Raw genomic sequence first — 15,926 nt, 5'->3', positions numbered from 1 at the left:
TCCTCGATAAATCAAATAGTTATCAAGGGTCGCGCTCCACCAAGCCCGTTGCAATTCATCGCTGTCACACCACGGTCACAGCATGAAGTTTTGCAATGGCGACCATCCGTAGGCGCAATGGAAAGTATCAGGTGCAGGTCCGCGTTCAGGGCTGCGCCCCACTCTCCAAGATATACAGCCGCCTCGAAGACGCAAAGACTTGGGCACAGCTCACGGAGGTTGAGGCCGAGCAAATCGGCTTGCCCGCCGATCCCCGCACCGCCGGAACCCGATCCCGTCGACCTTATGAAGCCCTTTCCGGCCGGAGTCATGAAGATGTGGCCCGTCGGCAGAAAGGTCGGCTTGCCGAGGAACGACACGCCCGACGCCTTGACGAGATTGATCCAGATCCAGAACCAACAATGGTCTAGCTGGCCTCAAATGGGCGGCATAGCTGGGCCGAAGCCGCAGGATCGGGAGAGAAGCTCAGGCGTTGCCTCCGAAGAGCTAAGCTTCTCTCCCTCTGGCATTCGAGATTTCGTCCTGTACAGGATGCTCGGTCCCCGCTGCGCCCTGTTTAAGCCGCACCGTTCGGTTTGCCATGCGGGAACATTAGCGATCCCGGAAATAATTGAAACAAGTTTCTGAGGTGCGTGAAGGACGACTCCTACGGCAGTGACGGCGGAGGTTGACGCACTGCCAGATCGAGGAGGCTGAAGATATGGTTGACCTGCCGAACTGGCAGTACATCATAGGCCATGTTTGTCGGTGCTTTACGAGGATGTGAGCAATGACCCCTGCCCGTTTCACGGAATGCCTTCTTCATATCCGGTGGACGCCGATCAATCTGGCATCGGCCCTGCAATGCGACCTTTCATGGGTGGAAGCGCTGGAGGCCGGGAACGCTGAAGTTCCAGCTGGCTTGGCCTCGTGGCTCGAAACGCTTGCTCAAGCTCACGAGGCGCTTCCTCCGCCGACCACATATCGCGGCAAACACTCGGAATGACCCGCTACCCTGCAAAGCATTAAGTTCGCGGACGACGTCGGCTGACCGAAGATCAACTGGCAACCGTCCCGCGGCGGGCGTATGATAATCGTGTTACCCGTGGGAGCGTACACCGGCGGGTTGCTCGGCGGTGGCCCTGAGGTTTATGGCAGCCCACCAGCACGGCCCCAGGGTCTTCGCTGAGTGTCGAACCAGCAGTGGGGCCCTTTTCTTTAGTATTAGTCATTCCTAAATACTAAATTAACCCTGAACTCTTAGCTTCTGGCACGTTGCTTTTGGAGCCAGGACCCCAGCCCCTCCAGAGCAATGGGGTGTGCGGTTGGGGCTCAAGGCGAATTTGCTTCGACCGCGCGCCCTCAATGCTCTTGTCCGAGCTGTCATCGAAATCGACCATGATGCCGTGACTCGTTTCCAGGGGGATAGAACCCCGGATCTCTCCACTACGCCCCGTACCACGTCGATATTCAGGTAAAGTGCCATGGCTGCGGGACACAGCGACCATTCGACAGAAACAGGCCTGCCGGATCGATTGAGGCAGGCGTATATTGATGAGATCCAACCTCGGTTGAAGTGCTCCGTGTGTGGAGCGAATGGCGGGGAAATGCTGTTCGGGCAATACGCAGTGAGGAAGAGCCGTGAACCGCTTCGAGATCCCCAGCATGATATTCGCCTTCCTCCTCGTCGTCGGCGCTTTAGCCTTGATCTGGATAGCCTTCTGGATGCTGGGAGCGTGGGTGTTTGGATGTCTTCGCCCGCGCCAGCCCCGAGCACAAGCTCAGGCTCGTGAAGGCAATCCAAGCCAATCGTCAGATCGTCGCCATGACCGGAGACGGCGTCAACGATGCGCCGGCGCTGAAGAAGGCCGATATTGGAGTGGCGATGGGCATCAAGGGCACGGAGGTGACGAAAGAGGCCGCGGAGATGATCCTCGCCGACGACAATTTCGCCTCGATCTCGGCGGCCGTAAAGGAGGGCCGCACGGTCTACAACAACATCGAGAAGGCGATGCTCTTCCTGCTGCCCACCAATATCGCCAAGGGCGCGGTGATCGCGATCGCAATCCTGTTCGCCTTCACGCTGCCGATCACGGCGCCACAGGTGCTGTGGGTGAACATGGTCACGTCGGTCGCGCTCGGTCTTGTCATTTCGTTCGAGCCCCATGAGGCGGACGTGATGACGCGCCCTCCCCGCTCGATCGACCGGCCGATCGTCACCGGTTTCGGTATCTGGCGCATTCTCTTCGTGGGCGCGGCGCTTGTCCTTTATACGCTGGTGGTCTTCTTCTGGATGAAGGGGCAAGGCGCTTCGGACCAGATGGCGCGCACGGCTGCCGTCAACGCGATCACGCTCGGGCAGCTCTACTACCTTTCAACAGCCGTTACCTGCTCGATTCGTCTTTGTCCGTGCGTGCCCATCTGGCCAATCCCTATCTTTGGTACGGCATAGCCGCGGTCGTGGTGCTGCAGATCCTCTTCACTTATGCACCGCCGCTCCACGCCGTGTTCGACACCGAGGTCTTGCCCCCTTCAGTCTGGCTCTGGCTCATCTTGGGCGGGCTCGCCTTCTTCCTCGTCGTGGAGATCAAAAAACTCGTCATTCGCTCTACGCCCGCGTTGAAAGACGCAGCGACCCGTCGGTAACGCGCACAAGAAGTTGGGTTGCATGGCGGCGCGGACGCGCAGTCGCCGGGCGAACGGATTTGCCCGGCGAACGCTTGGGTCAGGCGGCGCGCTTGCGATCCGCTGGATCCTGCAGCCGAAAGCCGATTGCCAGGCGGTTCCAGGCATTGATCATTGCGATGCCGATCGAGAGCGCCACGAGTTCATCCTTCGAGAAGGCGTTTTGCGCGACCTCATAGTCCGAATCCGCGCATGGCCTTCAGCGACATTGGTCAGCGCCTCGGCCCATGTCAGTGCCGCCCGTTCGCGATCCGTATAGAGCTCCGATTCATGCCAGGCGTTTAACAAGAGCATCCGCCCTTCTGTCTCGCCCAGCTTCAACGCGTCCTGACGATGCATGTGCAGGCAATTGGCGCATCCGTTTATCTGGGACCCGCGCACCTTGACGAGCTCCATCAGCGTGGGATCGAAGCTCTTGGCAATCCAGGCCTCCACGGCAACGAGGCCTTCTATGCCTCCGTTCTTCCTGGCCAGTATGTTCAAACGCTTGGTCATCATGCTCTCCGTGACATGAGTGATCGGGACGTTGCGCCCGGACAGGAGGTATCCCCGACATCGTGGACCATCCATCTGGCCGGTCGATGCGCCCGGCCTAACGCGGAATTCAGCAGACGCCCGCCGATCGATCAGGCCTTCCACCGTTCGGGACACCCCTTCCTATACTTCGGCAGTAGGTGAGCGCGTCCCCGGTAGAATGGTTCAAGACGGGGATCCAACGCATTGTCCCGCCATCGGAGCCGCATCCGGGCGTGGCTTTCGCTGATCCCACACACGGAATGCTGACACTGGCGGGTTTCAATCAAGATCCGGGCACATGACCCAAGAAGGAGACTAGGCATGAAAATCGTTGTCATTGGCGGCACCGGACTGATCGGCTCGAAGACCGTCGAACGGCTGCGGAAAAAGGGCCACGAGGTCCTCGCAGCATCCCCAAATACGGGTGTCGACACTCTCACCGGCAAGGGCCTGGACGACGCGCTGGCTGGCGCGAAGGTGGTGATCGACCTCGCCAATTCGCCCTCGTTCGAGGACAAGGCGGTGATGGAATTCTTCCAGACCGCGGGACGTAACCTCCTCAAGGCAGCCGCCGTGGCAGGCGTCGAACATCATATCGCCCTTTCCATTGTCGGCGTGGAGCGGCTCGAGGGCAGCGGCTACATGCGCGCCAAGATGGCCCAGGAAGCGCTGATCCGTGCTTCTGGCATTCCCTACACGATCGTGCATTCGACGCAGTTCCTGGAATTCATTCCGGGCATCGTGCAGTCAGGCACGGTCGACCAGACGGTGCATCTGTCCTCCGCCTATGTGCAGCCGATCTCGTCGGAGGATGTCGCCGACGCCATGGCCGACGTGGCCCTCGGTAAACCCCTAAATGGCATCATCGAGATTGCCGGTCCGGAGAAATTTCGCCTCAACGAGATCGCGGCGCAGTTCCTGAAGTCGACCGGCGATTCCCGCCAGGTCGTCGCTGATCCGCATGCGCCTTATTTCGGCACCGAGCTCGCCGAGGGCTCGCTCGTGCCGATCGGCGACGCCCGGCTTGGCCGCGTCAGCTTCCAGGACTGGCTCAGCCACTACCAGCCGAGAACGTAACCCCTTCGGAGGGGCGCGGCGCATCCGGCAAGACCCAGGCTGCCCCTTCCATGCACAATCACGACAGGAGAACGACATGTTCCGGACCTTTATGGCGGCAACCGCATTGACGGCCGTCCTCGGCGGCGCCGCCGTCGCGCATGACACTTCCGCCGGTGACGCGAAAGTCACCATCGTTTACGACCAGAAGCTTCCCAACGTGCCCGGCAAGAGCATGAAGGGCGTGCTGGTCGAGTATGCGCCGGGCGGCACCTCGCCTGCCCACACGCATCCGAACTCAGCCTTCATCTATGCAACGGTCCTCGAAGGCGCAATCCGCAGTCAGGTCAATAGCGGCCCGGTCACGACCTACCATGCCGGCGAAAGCTTCTCGGAGTTTCCGGGCGATCACCACGCCGTCAGCGAGAATGCAAGCAAGACCGAGCCGGCGCGCCTGCTTGCGGTCTTCGTCGTCGATACCGACGAGAAGAACATAACGATCGACGACAAGTGAGACAAACCTCTGCGATGCCCGGCCAATGCCTGACATCGCAGCCCTCACCCGCCGATATTTCGAGAGACTCAGATCAACAAGGCTTGGGCCCATGAGCGCGACAGCAATGCGAACACTTGCCGGAATTTCGGTCCCCCAGACGCCGCTCGTCGAGCGCGCGCTGGAGCATGCGCGCCAGGCATGTGAGCCGTACCTCTTCAACCACGTTGTCCGCTCCTGGCTGTTTGCCGAGCGGATCGGGCAGCTTCATGCCATCGAGCACGACGCGGAAGTCTTGGCCGTCGGCACGCTGCTGCACGACATAACGCTCAACGAGAGATTTGCGGGGCCGCGGCGCTTCGAGGTGGAGGCCGCGGATCTGGCGCGCGGATTTGCGACGGAAGCCGGGCTCGACAAGTATCGAGCCCAACAGATCTGGGATTGCGTCGCTCTCAACTCGACGCCGTCGATCGGCCTCTACAAGGAAGCCGAGGTCGCACTCTGCACCGCCGGCATCTGCCTCGACGTCGTCGGCCTGCAATACAGTTCCATTCCCTCGGCTGAGATGAAGGCGATCGTCGCCGAATTTCCGCGGCTTGGGATGAAGCGGCAGATGACCCTGTGCTTTTGCCACATCGCCGCGACACAGCCGGAAACGACTTACGACAACTTCGCGCGGGATTTCGGGGAGCGCCTGGTTCCTGGCTATAAAGTGCCGACCTCCTCGGTCGATCTGGTGGCAAATGCGCCCTTCGATGAATGATCGCCATGTTCGATGCGATGGACGTGCACTTCGAACAGGAAGAGCTGCAAGGGCCTGCACTCACCACTACATCGCAGGCCCCCTATCGGTAACCCCCACCGCACATAGACAAGCAAGAAAACGCGCGCTTCATCAGCGCGTGTTTTGCGTCGTGAACGCCTCGGTGCGAGCAACCGCCCTAATCGTTCGATGCGGTCACCTAGACTTTCGCACAGTCCCCAGATGCTTCCGCCCAATGGTTTTCCGGGCCGCCGGTCGCCATCCTCCGTCGCATGTCAATCACCGCGAAGGATAGAAAATGCGCAATATTTCAAACCCATCGACTGTCAGTGTCTCACGTCGCGACGCCCTGCTCGGCAGCCTCACCGCCGGGATCGCCGTGGGCTTGCCGGCGGTTGCCTCCGCAAAGACGCCGAAGCAGCCTCTCCCCGCCACCAGCAACCACGGAAAGCAAGCCATGAGCACGATCACCACCAAGGACGGCACGGAAATCTACTACAAGGATTGGGGCACCGGTCCAGTCGTCACCTTCTCGCATGGCTGGCCGTTGAACTCCGACGCCTGGGACGGCCAGATGCTCTTTCTCGCCCAGCACGGCTTCCGCGTCGTGGCGCACGATCGCCGCGGCCACGGACGATCCAGCCAGCCGACATCCGGAAACGATATGAACGGATACGCCGACGATCTGGCCGCCCTGATCGAGGCGCTTGACCTCAAGGACGTGACGCTGGTCGGCCACTCCACCGGCGGCGGCGAAGTCGCCCGCTATATCGGCCGGCACGGCACGAAGCGTGTCGCCAAGGCTGTGCTCATCGCCGCCGTGCCGCCGGTCATGGTGAAATCAGAGGCCAATCCGGAAGGCCTGCCGATCGAAGCGTTCGACGCGATCCGCGCTGGCCTCGTCAAGGATCGCTCGCAATTCTACCGCGACCTTGCCCCGCAATTTTATGGCGCCAATCGACCGGGCTCAAACGTCTCCCAGGGCACACTCGACCAGTTCTGGCTCTGGAGCATGCAGGCTGGCCTGCTGAACGCCTATGAATGCGTCAAGGCATTCTCGGAAACCGACTTCACCGAAGACCTGAAGAAGTTCGACGTGCCGACGCTCGTCCTGCACGGGGAGGATGACCAGATCGTTCCGGTCAAGGATTCCGCCGTCAAGTCCGCCCGGCTGATCAAGGGCGCCAAGGACATCTACTATCCCGGCGCGCCGCACGGCATCACCGCCACACATCAGGACCAGGTCAACGCCGACCTGCTCGCCTTCCTCAAGGCCTGACGCTCGTAACTTGGACCATCGGTGGCGCGGCAAGGCCGCGCCATTTCCATTCAAGCCCTTTCCATCATCGCCCTTTAAGGAAATCCAACATGTCGAAGACCTGGCTCATAACCGGCAGCGCCAGCGGGATCGGCCTGAGCACGGCCGAACTCGTCCTCGCGCGCGGCGAAAACCTCGTTGCGACGGCCCGAAACGTCGACCGCCTTCTCAACCTTGCGCGCCGCTACAGCCAGCAGGTGGAACTCATCGAGCTCGATGTGACGGATGCGCCAGCAGCACGCCGCGTAGTCGACACCGCGATGGAACGGTTCGGTCGCCTCGACGTGCTGCTGAACAATGCCGGCTATGCGCATCTCAGTCCCTTCGAACAGGTTTCGGAAGATGATTTCAAGGCGGAGATCGACACCAATTTCTACGGTGTGGTCAATCTCACGCGCGCGGCGCTCCCCTTGATGCGCCGTCAAAAATCAGGGCATATCATCAATATTTCGTCCAGCTCGGCGCGCTTCGGCAGTCCTGGGTCGACCGCCTATACTGCCGCCAAATGGGCGGTGAGCGGTTTCACCGCTTCGCTTGCCAAGGAGGTCAAGCCGTTCGGCGTCAAGGCCATCGCCATCGAACCTGGCAGCATCCGCACGAACTGGACGCGGGTTGCCCGTGGGCACGTCCCGCCGCTGTTGCCGGAATACGAACCGACCATCGGCGCGATCATGAGGATAACTGAAGGCTATGCCGGCACCGAGCCCGGCGACCCGGACAAGGTGGCCGTCGTCATCTTCGATCTTTCGCGCCAGGATGATCTGCCAGAACAACTCGTCCTCGGAAGCGATGCCCTGGGACGGATTGCCCAAAGCGATGCGGTTCGATCCGCAGCCGCTCTCTATTGGGACAAGATCAGCCGGTCGACGGACTTCGACGAGCCGACCACTCCCCTCCCACTTCTGGACTGAGACCGGAACCGTTACAGGGTTTTCGATGCGGCATTTCCTTCCCGCATAGGATTTGCCTGGGGGGCTCGGCTGGCACATCTTGCTGCCGGCCCTCACGTCTTGCGCATTCTTCTGGACCTGGTCTCCTTCGGCTCTGCGGCAGCATCGCCACCAACATATGGATTTCCATAAGTTGCGGCGGTGCGGTGGCGCGATTAGGGTGCGGCATAGCTTCGCCAGCACCGGGATTGACAACGAGTTCAATACGAAAGGCTGACGATCCCGGACTATTGTACCTTGCAGGAGCCCCAATGACGCGCGTCTGGTCGTATCGCCCGCAACTCCTGCATCTCGGCCTCTTTATTCTGGCTTATGTCCTGGGCTGCGGATTCGCTCAGGCGCTCGCAATCGTGCCCGGAACGGGCATCTCCATCTGGCCTCCAAGCGGACTGTTCATTGCGACTCTAATCCTCGCTCCCATGTGGAGCTGGCCGTGGTGGGTGCTGGCGGGCGGTCTGGCGGAACTGCTTGGCAATATCCTATGGTTCCATAGTCCCTTGCCCGTAGCCCTCCTTATCTATTCCGGCAACGCGCTCGAAGCCACCATCGGTGCATGGCTCGTGAACCGTACTTTGAAGCGGTCGGTTCGATTGGAAACCTTGCAGGAGGTTGTCGCATTCGTCGTCGTCGGCGCAGGGATTGCGCCGATGCTGAGCGCGACGGTCGGAAGTGCCACGCTGGTCTGGTTCAGCATGTCTTCGCAAACCTTCCTGGACGCCTGGGCTCTGTGGTGGATCGGGGATGCCACCGGGGTCCTGATCGTGGCGCCGCTCGCACTTGTCGTGTTCCAGAGTTGGGGTGGCAAGGCCGAGTTTTCGGCAGCGCGGTGGGCGGAGGCTTGCGTTCTGGGGGTAATCCTGCTCGGCGTCGCCACCCTTTCGCTGAGTGGCTTTCTGCCCTTCGCCTACATCATCATGCCGCCACTTCTTTGGGCCTCGGTGCGCTTCGAATTCAAGGGTGCCGCCGTTACGCTGGCCCTTCTTGCACTGATCACGGCGACATTCACGATATCCGGCGCTATCCAATTTGCCGGCGATGCCGAGACCCAGCGCCACAACCAGATCATGCTGCAGCTCTTCCTGGCGATCTCGGCATTTTCCGCGCTCATCGTTGCTGCCATATCCCGGCAGCATCAGCTGACGCTGCAGAGCCTGCGCGACCGGGAGCGGGAGCTCTTGCAAATCGTGAACATGGTCCCGGTCCACATCAGGCGGCTGACGCCGGAAGGCGAACCGACCTTCTTCAACAAGCGTCTGGTGGATTTTTTCGGGATTGACCTGGATCAGTTGAACAAGCCGGGCACGAGCCGGCTGGCGACGAACATAGAAACCCTGGTCCACGAGGATGATGCTCCCGTCCTACTGCAAGCGGTCCGTCGTTCCGTCGCCACCGGAGAGCCCTATTCCTTGAAGTATCGCATGCGCCGTGCGGATGGCGTCTATCGCTGGGTCGATGGCCGAGCAGAACCGCTACGCGACGAAAACGGCGCGATTGTGCAATGGTTCGCCATCTCCATCGACATCGACGACGAAGTGCGCGCCCAAGACGCGTTGCGGCACAGGGAGCGGCAGCTGCAGCAGCTGATCGACGCCGTGCCCGCCATGATTTGGACCACGACCCCTGAAGGAACGCCGACCTACCTCAACAAGTGGTACACGGACGTAACTGGCGCCACTCTTGAGGACTTTACCGCCAACGGCGGGACGCCGGCGTTCCCTTTAAACGTCATCCATCCGGACGACAGGGCCATGAGGGCGCAGGTGCGCACCCACGCATTCGAGACCGGCACGCCCTATTTTGTGCACTATCGCCACATACGGCGCGACGGCTCCTATCGCTGGACAGAGAGTCGCGCAGAGCCTTTGCGCGACGAGTCAGGCGCCATCCTCGCTTGGTACGCGGTAAGCGTCGACATACATGATCTGGTGACCGCGCGAGAGGCATTGCGCGACCGGGAACGGGAGCTCTCGCAGCTCGTCGACATGGTGCCGAGCCTGCTTTGGAGACTTAATCCAAGCGGCGAGCCGAGTTTCTTCAACAAGCGCATGATGGATTTCCTCGGTGTGGATAGGCCCGACGCCGGCAAGCTTGATACGAGCCAGATGGCAGCGATCCTCAACGCCGCTATCCACCCCGATGACGCACCCGGGCTCGCCAAGTCACTCAGTGACAGCCTTGCGACCGGCAACCATTTCGCGATGGACTACCGCCTGCGTCGCGCAGACGGCGTCTATCGATGGATGTCAGGCCGGGCCGAGCCGATGCGGGACGAAAAGGGACAGATCATCCAGTGGTACGGCCTTTCACACGACATAGACGATCAGACGCGCCTCTACAGCGACATAGCCGAGCGCGAAGCCAGAATCCGGCGACTGATAGATTCAGACATTATCGGGATCGTCATATGGGATCTGGACGGAACAGTCATCGACGCCAATGACGCGTTTCTCCGTATGATCCAGTACGAACGGGAGGATGTGCAGGCCGGCCTTCGGTGGTTCGATATAACGCCTCCCAAATGGCAGACCGTGCATGCCCGCGAAGAGGCGGAAGAACTTGCGTTGACGGGCAAGATGCAAGCCCGGGAGAAGGAGTATTTCAGGAGGGATGGCAGTCGAGTGCCGGTCTTGATCGGGGCGGCCTGCTTCGAAGGGCAGTCTCGACAAGGGGTTGCGTACATTCTCGATCTGACCGAACACAAGCGTGCGGAAGCTGCATTACGCAGCCGGGAACAGGAACTGTCGCTCCTCGTGGACATGGTCCCGAGTTATCTCTGGCGGATCTCACCAGACGGCCAGCCCGTCTTTTTCAACAAAAGACTTGTCGACTACCTGGGCCTGGATGTCGCGGGCCTGGACAAGCCGGACATCAGCCGGCTCGACGCATTTATCGAGACCGCGATTCATCCCGATGATGCCGTTGAGGTTGCGGACGCGTTCCAACGCTCCCTGGCGAGTGGTGAGCCACTCTCCATGAAATGGCGAATGCGTCGAGCTGACGGCACGTATCGGTGGATGGCGACAAGCGCCGAAGCGATGCGCGATCAGGACGGTAGCATCGCCCAATGGTACGGTCTCTGCCACGACATCGATGATCAGTTGCAGAGTGAAGAGGCGCTGCGCAACAGCAAGCGGCAACTGGAGCAGATGATCGACGCAGTGCCCATCAACATCCTGAGCTACGATCCCGAGGGCAAGCTCACCTCCGCCAGCAAGCGATATCTGGACAATGTTGGAGCGGTGCCGGATCACGTCACGGATTTTGAGGGGCTGGCCCGGCATCTGGCTCACCCTGACGATCTCCCGGTCATACTGCGGAGGGCGTTGGATGGCTTTGCGACAGGAACACCTTTCGTGAATCGTTTTCGGCGGCGTACCAAGGACGGCGCCTATCCCTGGATCGAGGCCCGCGCGCAGCCTTTGCGCGATGCGTCTGGCGCGATCGTGCAATGGTACCAGGTTTCGATCGATATCGAAGATGAGATGCGGGCACAGGAAGCTCTTCGGGAGAGCGAGTCGCAGCTGAGACGGCTCGTGGATGCCCTCCCGGTACAGATCTGGGCAGCGGCGGCCGATGGCGAGCCGTCTTACCTGAACAGGCGATTGGCCGAGTATGTCGGCCTGACATTGACCGATCTCAATTCTCCTGAAGCCACCCGGTTGCAGATGGCGATCCAGAATTCCGTCCATCCGGATGATGCCCCCGCTGTCGGGCAGGCTTTGTTACATTCGTTTACAACAGGCAGCACCTTCGCCCTGAAATACCGGCAACGACGGGCCGACGGCGTCTATCGCTGGATCAACGGGCGCGCCGAGCCGCTTCGCGATGCGAACGGCAGCATATTGCAGTGGTACGGCGTGAGCTTCGACATCGATGACGACGTGCGCACCCAGGAGGAATTGCGCCGGACGCAGGAGAGGCTGGCGGTCGCTTCGCAGGCGGCAAGCCTTGCGGAGCTCTCGGCATCGATCGCCCATGAGGTGAACCAACCGCTGGCCGCCATCGTCGCCAACTCGCATGCCTGCCATCGCTGGCTGTCGTTCGAGCCTCCGAACGTGGCACGCGCCAACACCGTGATCGAGCGCCTGATCCGTGACGCGAACGCCGCCGCCGATGTCGTGAGCCGCATTCGGGCCCTGTTCAAGCAATCCACGGAGACGAGGAGCCGCGCGACGCTCTCGAGCGTCATAGCCGAAGCGCGTGGCCTGATGGCCGAGGAGGCCGCCCGACGCCGCATTCGCATGGAGTTTCATGTCGATGCCGACCTTCCTGCCGTCACACTGGATTCCATCCAAATTCAACAGGTCCTCATCAATCTCTTCCGCAACGGCATGGATGCGATGGATCTCGTTGAAGGCGAAAAAGTCCTTGAGGTGCATGCGCATCGCGCGGGCAGCGAGGTTCAGACGGAAATCAGCGATCGTGGACGCGGCGTCGAATCTCCCGATCGTGTGTTCGAGCCCTTCTTCACGACGAAGCAGCACGGGATGGGTATGGGACTGGCCATCAGTCGATCGATCGTCGAGGCGCATGGCGGGCGTTTGTGGACCGAGAAGAATGAACCGTGCGGCGCGCGGTTCATTTTCACCTTACCAATTGCAGCGAAAGAGACCTCATGACGACGGACGACCATGTTGTTTTCATCGTGGACGATGATGAAAGCATTCGGGAGGCGCTCGGCGAACTCCTCGAGACCCACGGCATACACACCATCGCCTTCGGGTCGGCGGGCGAATATGTCGGCGGTAAGAAACCGGATGTTCCTGCCTGCCTTATCCTCGACGTCGAACTCCCCGATATCAACGGCCTCGAACTGCAGCGGCAGATCGCCGAAGGCGATCATCCGCCGATCGTTTTCATCACCGGGCACGGCGATATTCCGTCTTCGGTGCGGGCGATCAAGCATGGCGCGGTGGACTTCCTCACCAAGCCCTTCAGCGATGCGGACCTCATGGCAGCGGTCCACACGGCGATTTCCCAGGATCGGGAAAAGCGGTCGGAGCGGGCCGAACTGAGCCAGCTCAGACAACGATACCTGGAGCTGACCCCACGGGAGCGCGAGGTGCTGCCGCTCGTGGTCAGTGGTCTCCTCAACAAGCAGGCAGCATCGGAACTGGGGATCAGCGAAGTCACGCTGCAAATTCATCGAAGGAATGTAATGCAGAAAATGGGAACAGCATCGCTCGCCGATCTCGTGCGTATTGCGGAGAGGTTGGAGATACCTGTCACCCACTCGCGCCGCGCGGGAGGAAATTAGTCATGGAGAGAACAAGACCGACCATCGCGGTCATCGATGACGATCCGAGGCTGCTCGAATCGCTGGAGGAACTGCTGGAATCCGCTGGCTATACGGCTTGCTGCTTCCGCTCGGCCGGGCACTTGCTCGTTCGCGGACTCTCGGACCTCGACCTTCTCATAACGGACATCGGCATGCCCGGTACGGACGGTTTCGAACTTCGCGACATCGTGAAGAAGGCGCGTCCGGAACTGCCGGTTTTCCTGATCACCGGCCGCCATGAAATCGCGGACCACGGCCGCGCCCAAGGCATCAGCGGTTTTTTCCGCAAGCCTTTCGACGCCCCTGCCCTGCTCGTAGCCATCGCAGACGCTTTGCAAAAATCGAAAAATGGAGGGTGACATGAGAGTTGAACAACTGCCGCGGAAATCGGCGCCGCTGTTACCACAGCACAAGAATGATGCCGAGCAGCCAATCGTCATCATCGTCGATGACGACGCGGCTGTCCGCGAGGCTTTGTCTGAGTTGATTCTTTCGGCGGGTTTCCGGTCAGTCGATTTCGCCTCAACCCAAGAAGTGCTCGACGCCGACATATTGGACAGCCCAGGTTGCCTGATCCTCGATGTGCGCATGCCGGGAGCAAGCGGGCTTCATCTGCAGCACCATCTGGCGCAAAACGGCAATCTCAAGCCAATCATTTTCCTCACCGGACACGGCGACATCCCGATGACGGTGCAGGCCATGAAGGCCGGCGCGGTGGACTTTCTCACCAAACCGGTGCGGGATCAGACGCTGCTTGATGCGGTGATCGCCGGGATTGAGCTCGATGTGGCGCGGCGCGCGGAGGCTGTTGTCGTCAAGCGCAATCTCGAGCGCTTGGAGACACTGACGCACCGGGAGCGCGAAATCCTGCGCGAAGTCGCACGTGGGCGCCTGAACAAGCAGATCGCCTTCGACCTCAGCATCAGCGAGGTGACCGTGAAGCTGCATCGCGCCAATGTCATGCGCAAGATGGGGGCCGGCTCCATCGGCGAACTGATCAGGGCATGGGAAACGTTGCCGACAGCGATGCGGGAGGCTGGCGGCTCGAAATTTTGAGTTGGCTGAACAGATGCCGGCATTGGCGATGATGCGCCATTGGTTAGATAGCTTCGATGGCTTTTGCCTCGCGGGCCATGAAGTCACAGAATAACCTTACGCGCAGCGGCACCGTGCGGCCAAACGCGTGCAGCGCGTTGAATGGAAGCTTGGGAAACCCCATCCCCGACGCGACGGCGACAAGCGCACCGGATTCTAGTTCTTTGGCGACCAGGCATCGCAGAACATAGGCGGCCCCCAACCCGCCGAGCGCAGCTTGAATGAGCGCCGCTCCCGAGTCGCAATCCACGCGCCCTGACGGAGTAAAGCTCTTCCCATCCGCCAGGGGCAAAGGCTGTATCACGCCGCCCGGCGCATATCGGGCAAAAGGCATCGCTGCCAGGGCTTCGTCGCTGGTGGGATTGCCCCAGGCTTCAAGAAGAGCCGGAGATGCGACGATCGCCATCCGCAGGTCGGCGAGATGGCGCACGATCAGATCACCCTCCAGGGGTCTACCTGCACGCAGCACGACGTCATAGTCCTCCCTGATCAGATCGACAAACCGATCCGTGAGACCGATATCGAGATGAAGGTTCGGATGGTCGGCTGCAAAGCTGGAAAGCAGGCGCGGGAGCAGAAGAGGCGCCAGTTCGCTGGGCATGCTGATGCGCAAACGACCCGAAGGCGAGGCATCGGACCTGATCGCCTCGTCACTCGAATCCAGATCCCGCAATAGCGGCGCAACGCGGTCGAAGAAAACCTGACCGTCCTGGGTCAGCGTGAGGGCACGGGTGGAGCGCAGGAATAGGCGGGTACCGATCTTCTTTTCCAGCCGCGCCACGCTCTTCGACACCGCGGACGGCGTCGTGGCCAGGTCACGCGCGGCGGCGCTGAACGAGCCAGCCTCCACGGTCCGTACGAAGGCCATCAATCCCGACGTCTCGTTCAGCAGGTTTGCCACTTGCACCTCCGCGGCACAGATCATGTGCCCGCCCATGATCTAATGACGCCGGGAGGCAACGTCTATCTCATCTCTTGTTGAAAAGGAGATAAGCAATGCAACACCTTAAAGACAAGGTCGCCATCATCACCGGCGGCAATAGCGGCATCGGCAAAGCGATCGCACAGCTCTTCGCGGAAGAGGGAGCGCAGGTCATCATCACTGGCCGGAGGCAGGATGTCGTCGATCGGGCCGTGCAGGACATCGGCCATTCAGCCGTTGGTTTCGTGGGCGATGTTGCCGACCTCGAAGATCACCGCAAGTTGGCAGATATCGTGAACAGGAGCTTCGGCGGAATCGACATCTACGTGGCCAATGCCGGTGTTATCAACCTTACCGCGTCTGCCGATGTCACGCCCGAAGACTATGACCGGCACTTCGCCATCAATACGCGCGGCGTATTCTTCGGCGTGCAGACAATCTCGCCGCTGATCCGCGACGGCGGCAGCATCATCGTGACGAGCTCGCTCGCGGCCACGAAGATCCTCCCAAATCATACGGTCTATGCCGGGTCGAAGGCCGCCGTCGCCGCCTTTGCCAGGAACTGGGCGATCGAATTCAAGTCGCGGCGGATCCGCGTCAACATCCTGAGCCCGGGGCCGGTCGAGACCGAAATCCTCGGCAAGCTCGGCGTATCGGAAGCAGAGCGCCCGGCATTCGAAGACTACATGGCCTCCCTTATTCCGGCAGGCCGGCTGGGGCGGACGGAGGAGCTCGCGCGCGCCGCACTGTTTCTCGCCTCCGATGCAGGAAGCTTCGTCAATGGGATCGAGCTTCACGTCGACGGCGGCATGACCCTGGCTTGAAAGGATTGGAAAAATGCAAAAGCCATACACAACCCCGAGATCATCGC

At 60.8% G+C, this 15,926-nt stretch carries 14 protein-coding genes and 2 pseudogenes; 14 read left to right on the top strand and 2 right to left on the bottom strand.

The window, feature by feature from the left end:
- Window positions 1-261 precede the first annotated feature (261 nt).
- The 4 genes and pseudogenes from IB248_RS31555 to IB248_RS31540 form a co-directional block, all read left to right on the top strand.
- A pseudogene (locus IB248_RS31555) lies at window positions 262-410 on the top strand (SOS response-associated peptidase); the annotation flags it as partial.
- A 359-nt stretch (window positions 411-769) separates the two neighbouring features.
- Window positions 770-985, top strand: coding sequence for a hypothetical protein (locus IB248_RS04025; protein ID WP_018857635.1), 216 nt, complete (start codon window positions 770-772; stop codon window positions 983-985).
- 738 nt (window positions 986-1,723) lie between these two features.
- On the top strand, window positions 1,724-2,431 hold the full coding sequence (locus IB248_RS32175) for an HAD-IC family P-type ATPase (RefSeq protein WP_281419704.1): 708 nt from the start codon (window positions 1,724-1,726) through the stop codon (window positions 2,429-2,431).
- Entirely contained in the window at window positions 2,389-2,625 is a 237-nt protein-coding gene (locus tag IB248_RS31540; RefSeq protein ID WP_348648515.1) for a cation transporting ATPase C-terminal domain-containing protein, read from the top strand. The genes IB248_RS32175 and IB248_RS31540 overlap by 43 nt, the downstream gene beginning before the upstream one ends.
- Before the next feature lie 79 nt (window positions 2,626-2,704).
- On the opposite strand, the pseudogene IB248_RS04015 reads toward IB248_RS31540, so the two are convergent.
- Window positions 2,705-3,159: pseudogene (locus IB248_RS04015) on the bottom strand (carboxymuconolactone decarboxylase family protein).
- A 342-nt stretch (window positions 3,160-3,501) separates the two neighbouring features.
- On the opposite strand from IB248_RS04015, the gene IB248_RS04010 reads away from it, so the two are divergent.
- The 9 genes from IB248_RS04010 (at window position 3,502) to IB248_RS03970 (ending at window position 14,094) form a co-directional block, all read left to right on the top strand.
- The gene (locus IB248_RS04010; protein WP_192240365.1) at window positions 3,502-4,257 is read left to right on the top strand and encodes an SDR family oxidoreductase; all 756 of its coding nucleotides are present in this window, start codon (window positions 3,502-3,504) and stop codon (window positions 4,255-4,257) included.
- 76 nt (window positions 4,258-4,333) lie between these two features.
- Complete coding sequence (locus tag IB248_RS04005) at window positions 4,334-4,750, top strand: cupin domain-containing protein (RefSeq protein ID WP_192240364.1); 417 nt, start codon at window positions 4,334-4,336, stop codon at window positions 4,748-4,750.
- Between the two features lie 91 nt (window positions 4,751-4,841).
- Window positions 4,842-5,492 carry a hypothetical protein gene (locus tag IB248_RS04000; RefSeq protein WP_192240363.1) on the top strand — a complete coding sequence of 217 codons (651 nt, stop codon included), beginning with the start codon at window positions 4,842-4,844 and terminating at the stop codon, window positions 5,490-5,492.
- 298 nt (window positions 5,493-5,790) lie between these two features.
- Window positions 5,791-6,771: an alpha/beta hydrolase gene (locus tag IB248_RS03995; protein WP_113470601.1), complete on the top strand. Its 981-nt coding sequence runs from the start codon at window positions 5,791-5,793 to the stop codon at window positions 6,769-6,771.
- 89 nt (window positions 6,772-6,860) lie between these two features.
- Window positions 6,861-7,721 (top strand): SDR family oxidoreductase, encoded by an 861-nt coding sequence (locus IB248_RS03990; protein WP_192240362.1) that lies wholly within the window; start codon window positions 6,861-6,863, stop codon window positions 7,719-7,721.
- A 290-nt stretch (window positions 7,722-8,011) separates the two neighbouring features.
- The gene (locus IB248_RS03985; protein WP_192240361.1) at window positions 8,012-12,379 is read left to right on the top strand and encodes a PAS domain-containing protein; all 4,368 of its coding nucleotides are present in this window, start codon (window positions 8,012-8,014) and stop codon (window positions 12,377-12,379) included.
- The gene (locus IB248_RS03980; RefSeq protein WP_018857648.1) at window positions 12,376-13,017 is read left to right on the top strand and encodes a response regulator; all 642 of its coding nucleotides are present in this window, start codon (window positions 12,376-12,378) and stop codon (window positions 13,015-13,017) included. Before IB248_RS03985 ends, IB248_RS03980 begins: the two co-directional genes overlap by 4 nt.
- A gap of 2 nt (window positions 13,018-13,019) precedes the next feature.
- Window positions 13,020-13,397 carry a response regulator gene (locus IB248_RS03975; protein ID WP_062373386.1) on the top strand — a complete coding sequence of 126 codons (378 nt, stop codon included), beginning with the start codon at window positions 13,020-13,022 and terminating at the stop codon, window positions 13,395-13,397.
- 1 nt (window position 13,398) lies between these two features.
- Entirely contained in the window at window positions 13,399-14,094 is a 696-nt protein-coding gene (locus IB248_RS03970) for a response regulator transcription factor (RefSeq protein ID WP_018857650.1), read from the top strand.
- Between the two features lie 43 nt (window positions 14,095-14,137).
- On the opposite strand, the gene IB248_RS03965 is transcribed toward IB248_RS03970, so the two are convergent.
- Window positions 14,138-15,070 (bottom strand): LysR family transcriptional regulator, encoded by a 933-nt coding sequence (locus IB248_RS03965; protein ID WP_192240360.1) that lies wholly within the window; start codon window positions 15,068-15,070, stop codon window positions 14,138-14,140.
- 59 nt (window positions 15,071-15,129) lie between these two features.
- Between IB248_RS03965 and IB248_RS03960 the strand changes: the two genes are divergently transcribed.
- Complete coding sequence (locus IB248_RS03960; RefSeq protein WP_192240359.1) at window positions 15,130-15,879, top strand: glucose 1-dehydrogenase; 750 nt, start codon at window positions 15,130-15,132, stop codon at window positions 15,877-15,879.
- Window positions 15,880-15,926 lie beyond the last annotated feature (47 nt).

The organism is Rhizobium sp. RHZ01 (assembly GCF_014851595.1).
In the GTDB taxonomy this organism is placed as follows: Bacteria; Pseudomonadota; Alphaproteobacteria; order Rhizobiales; family Rhizobiaceae; genus Rhizobium; species Rhizobium altiplani.
The sequence above is the reverse complement of the archived record's forward strand: the minus strand, read 5'-3'. Positions and strand labels throughout refer to the sequence as shown.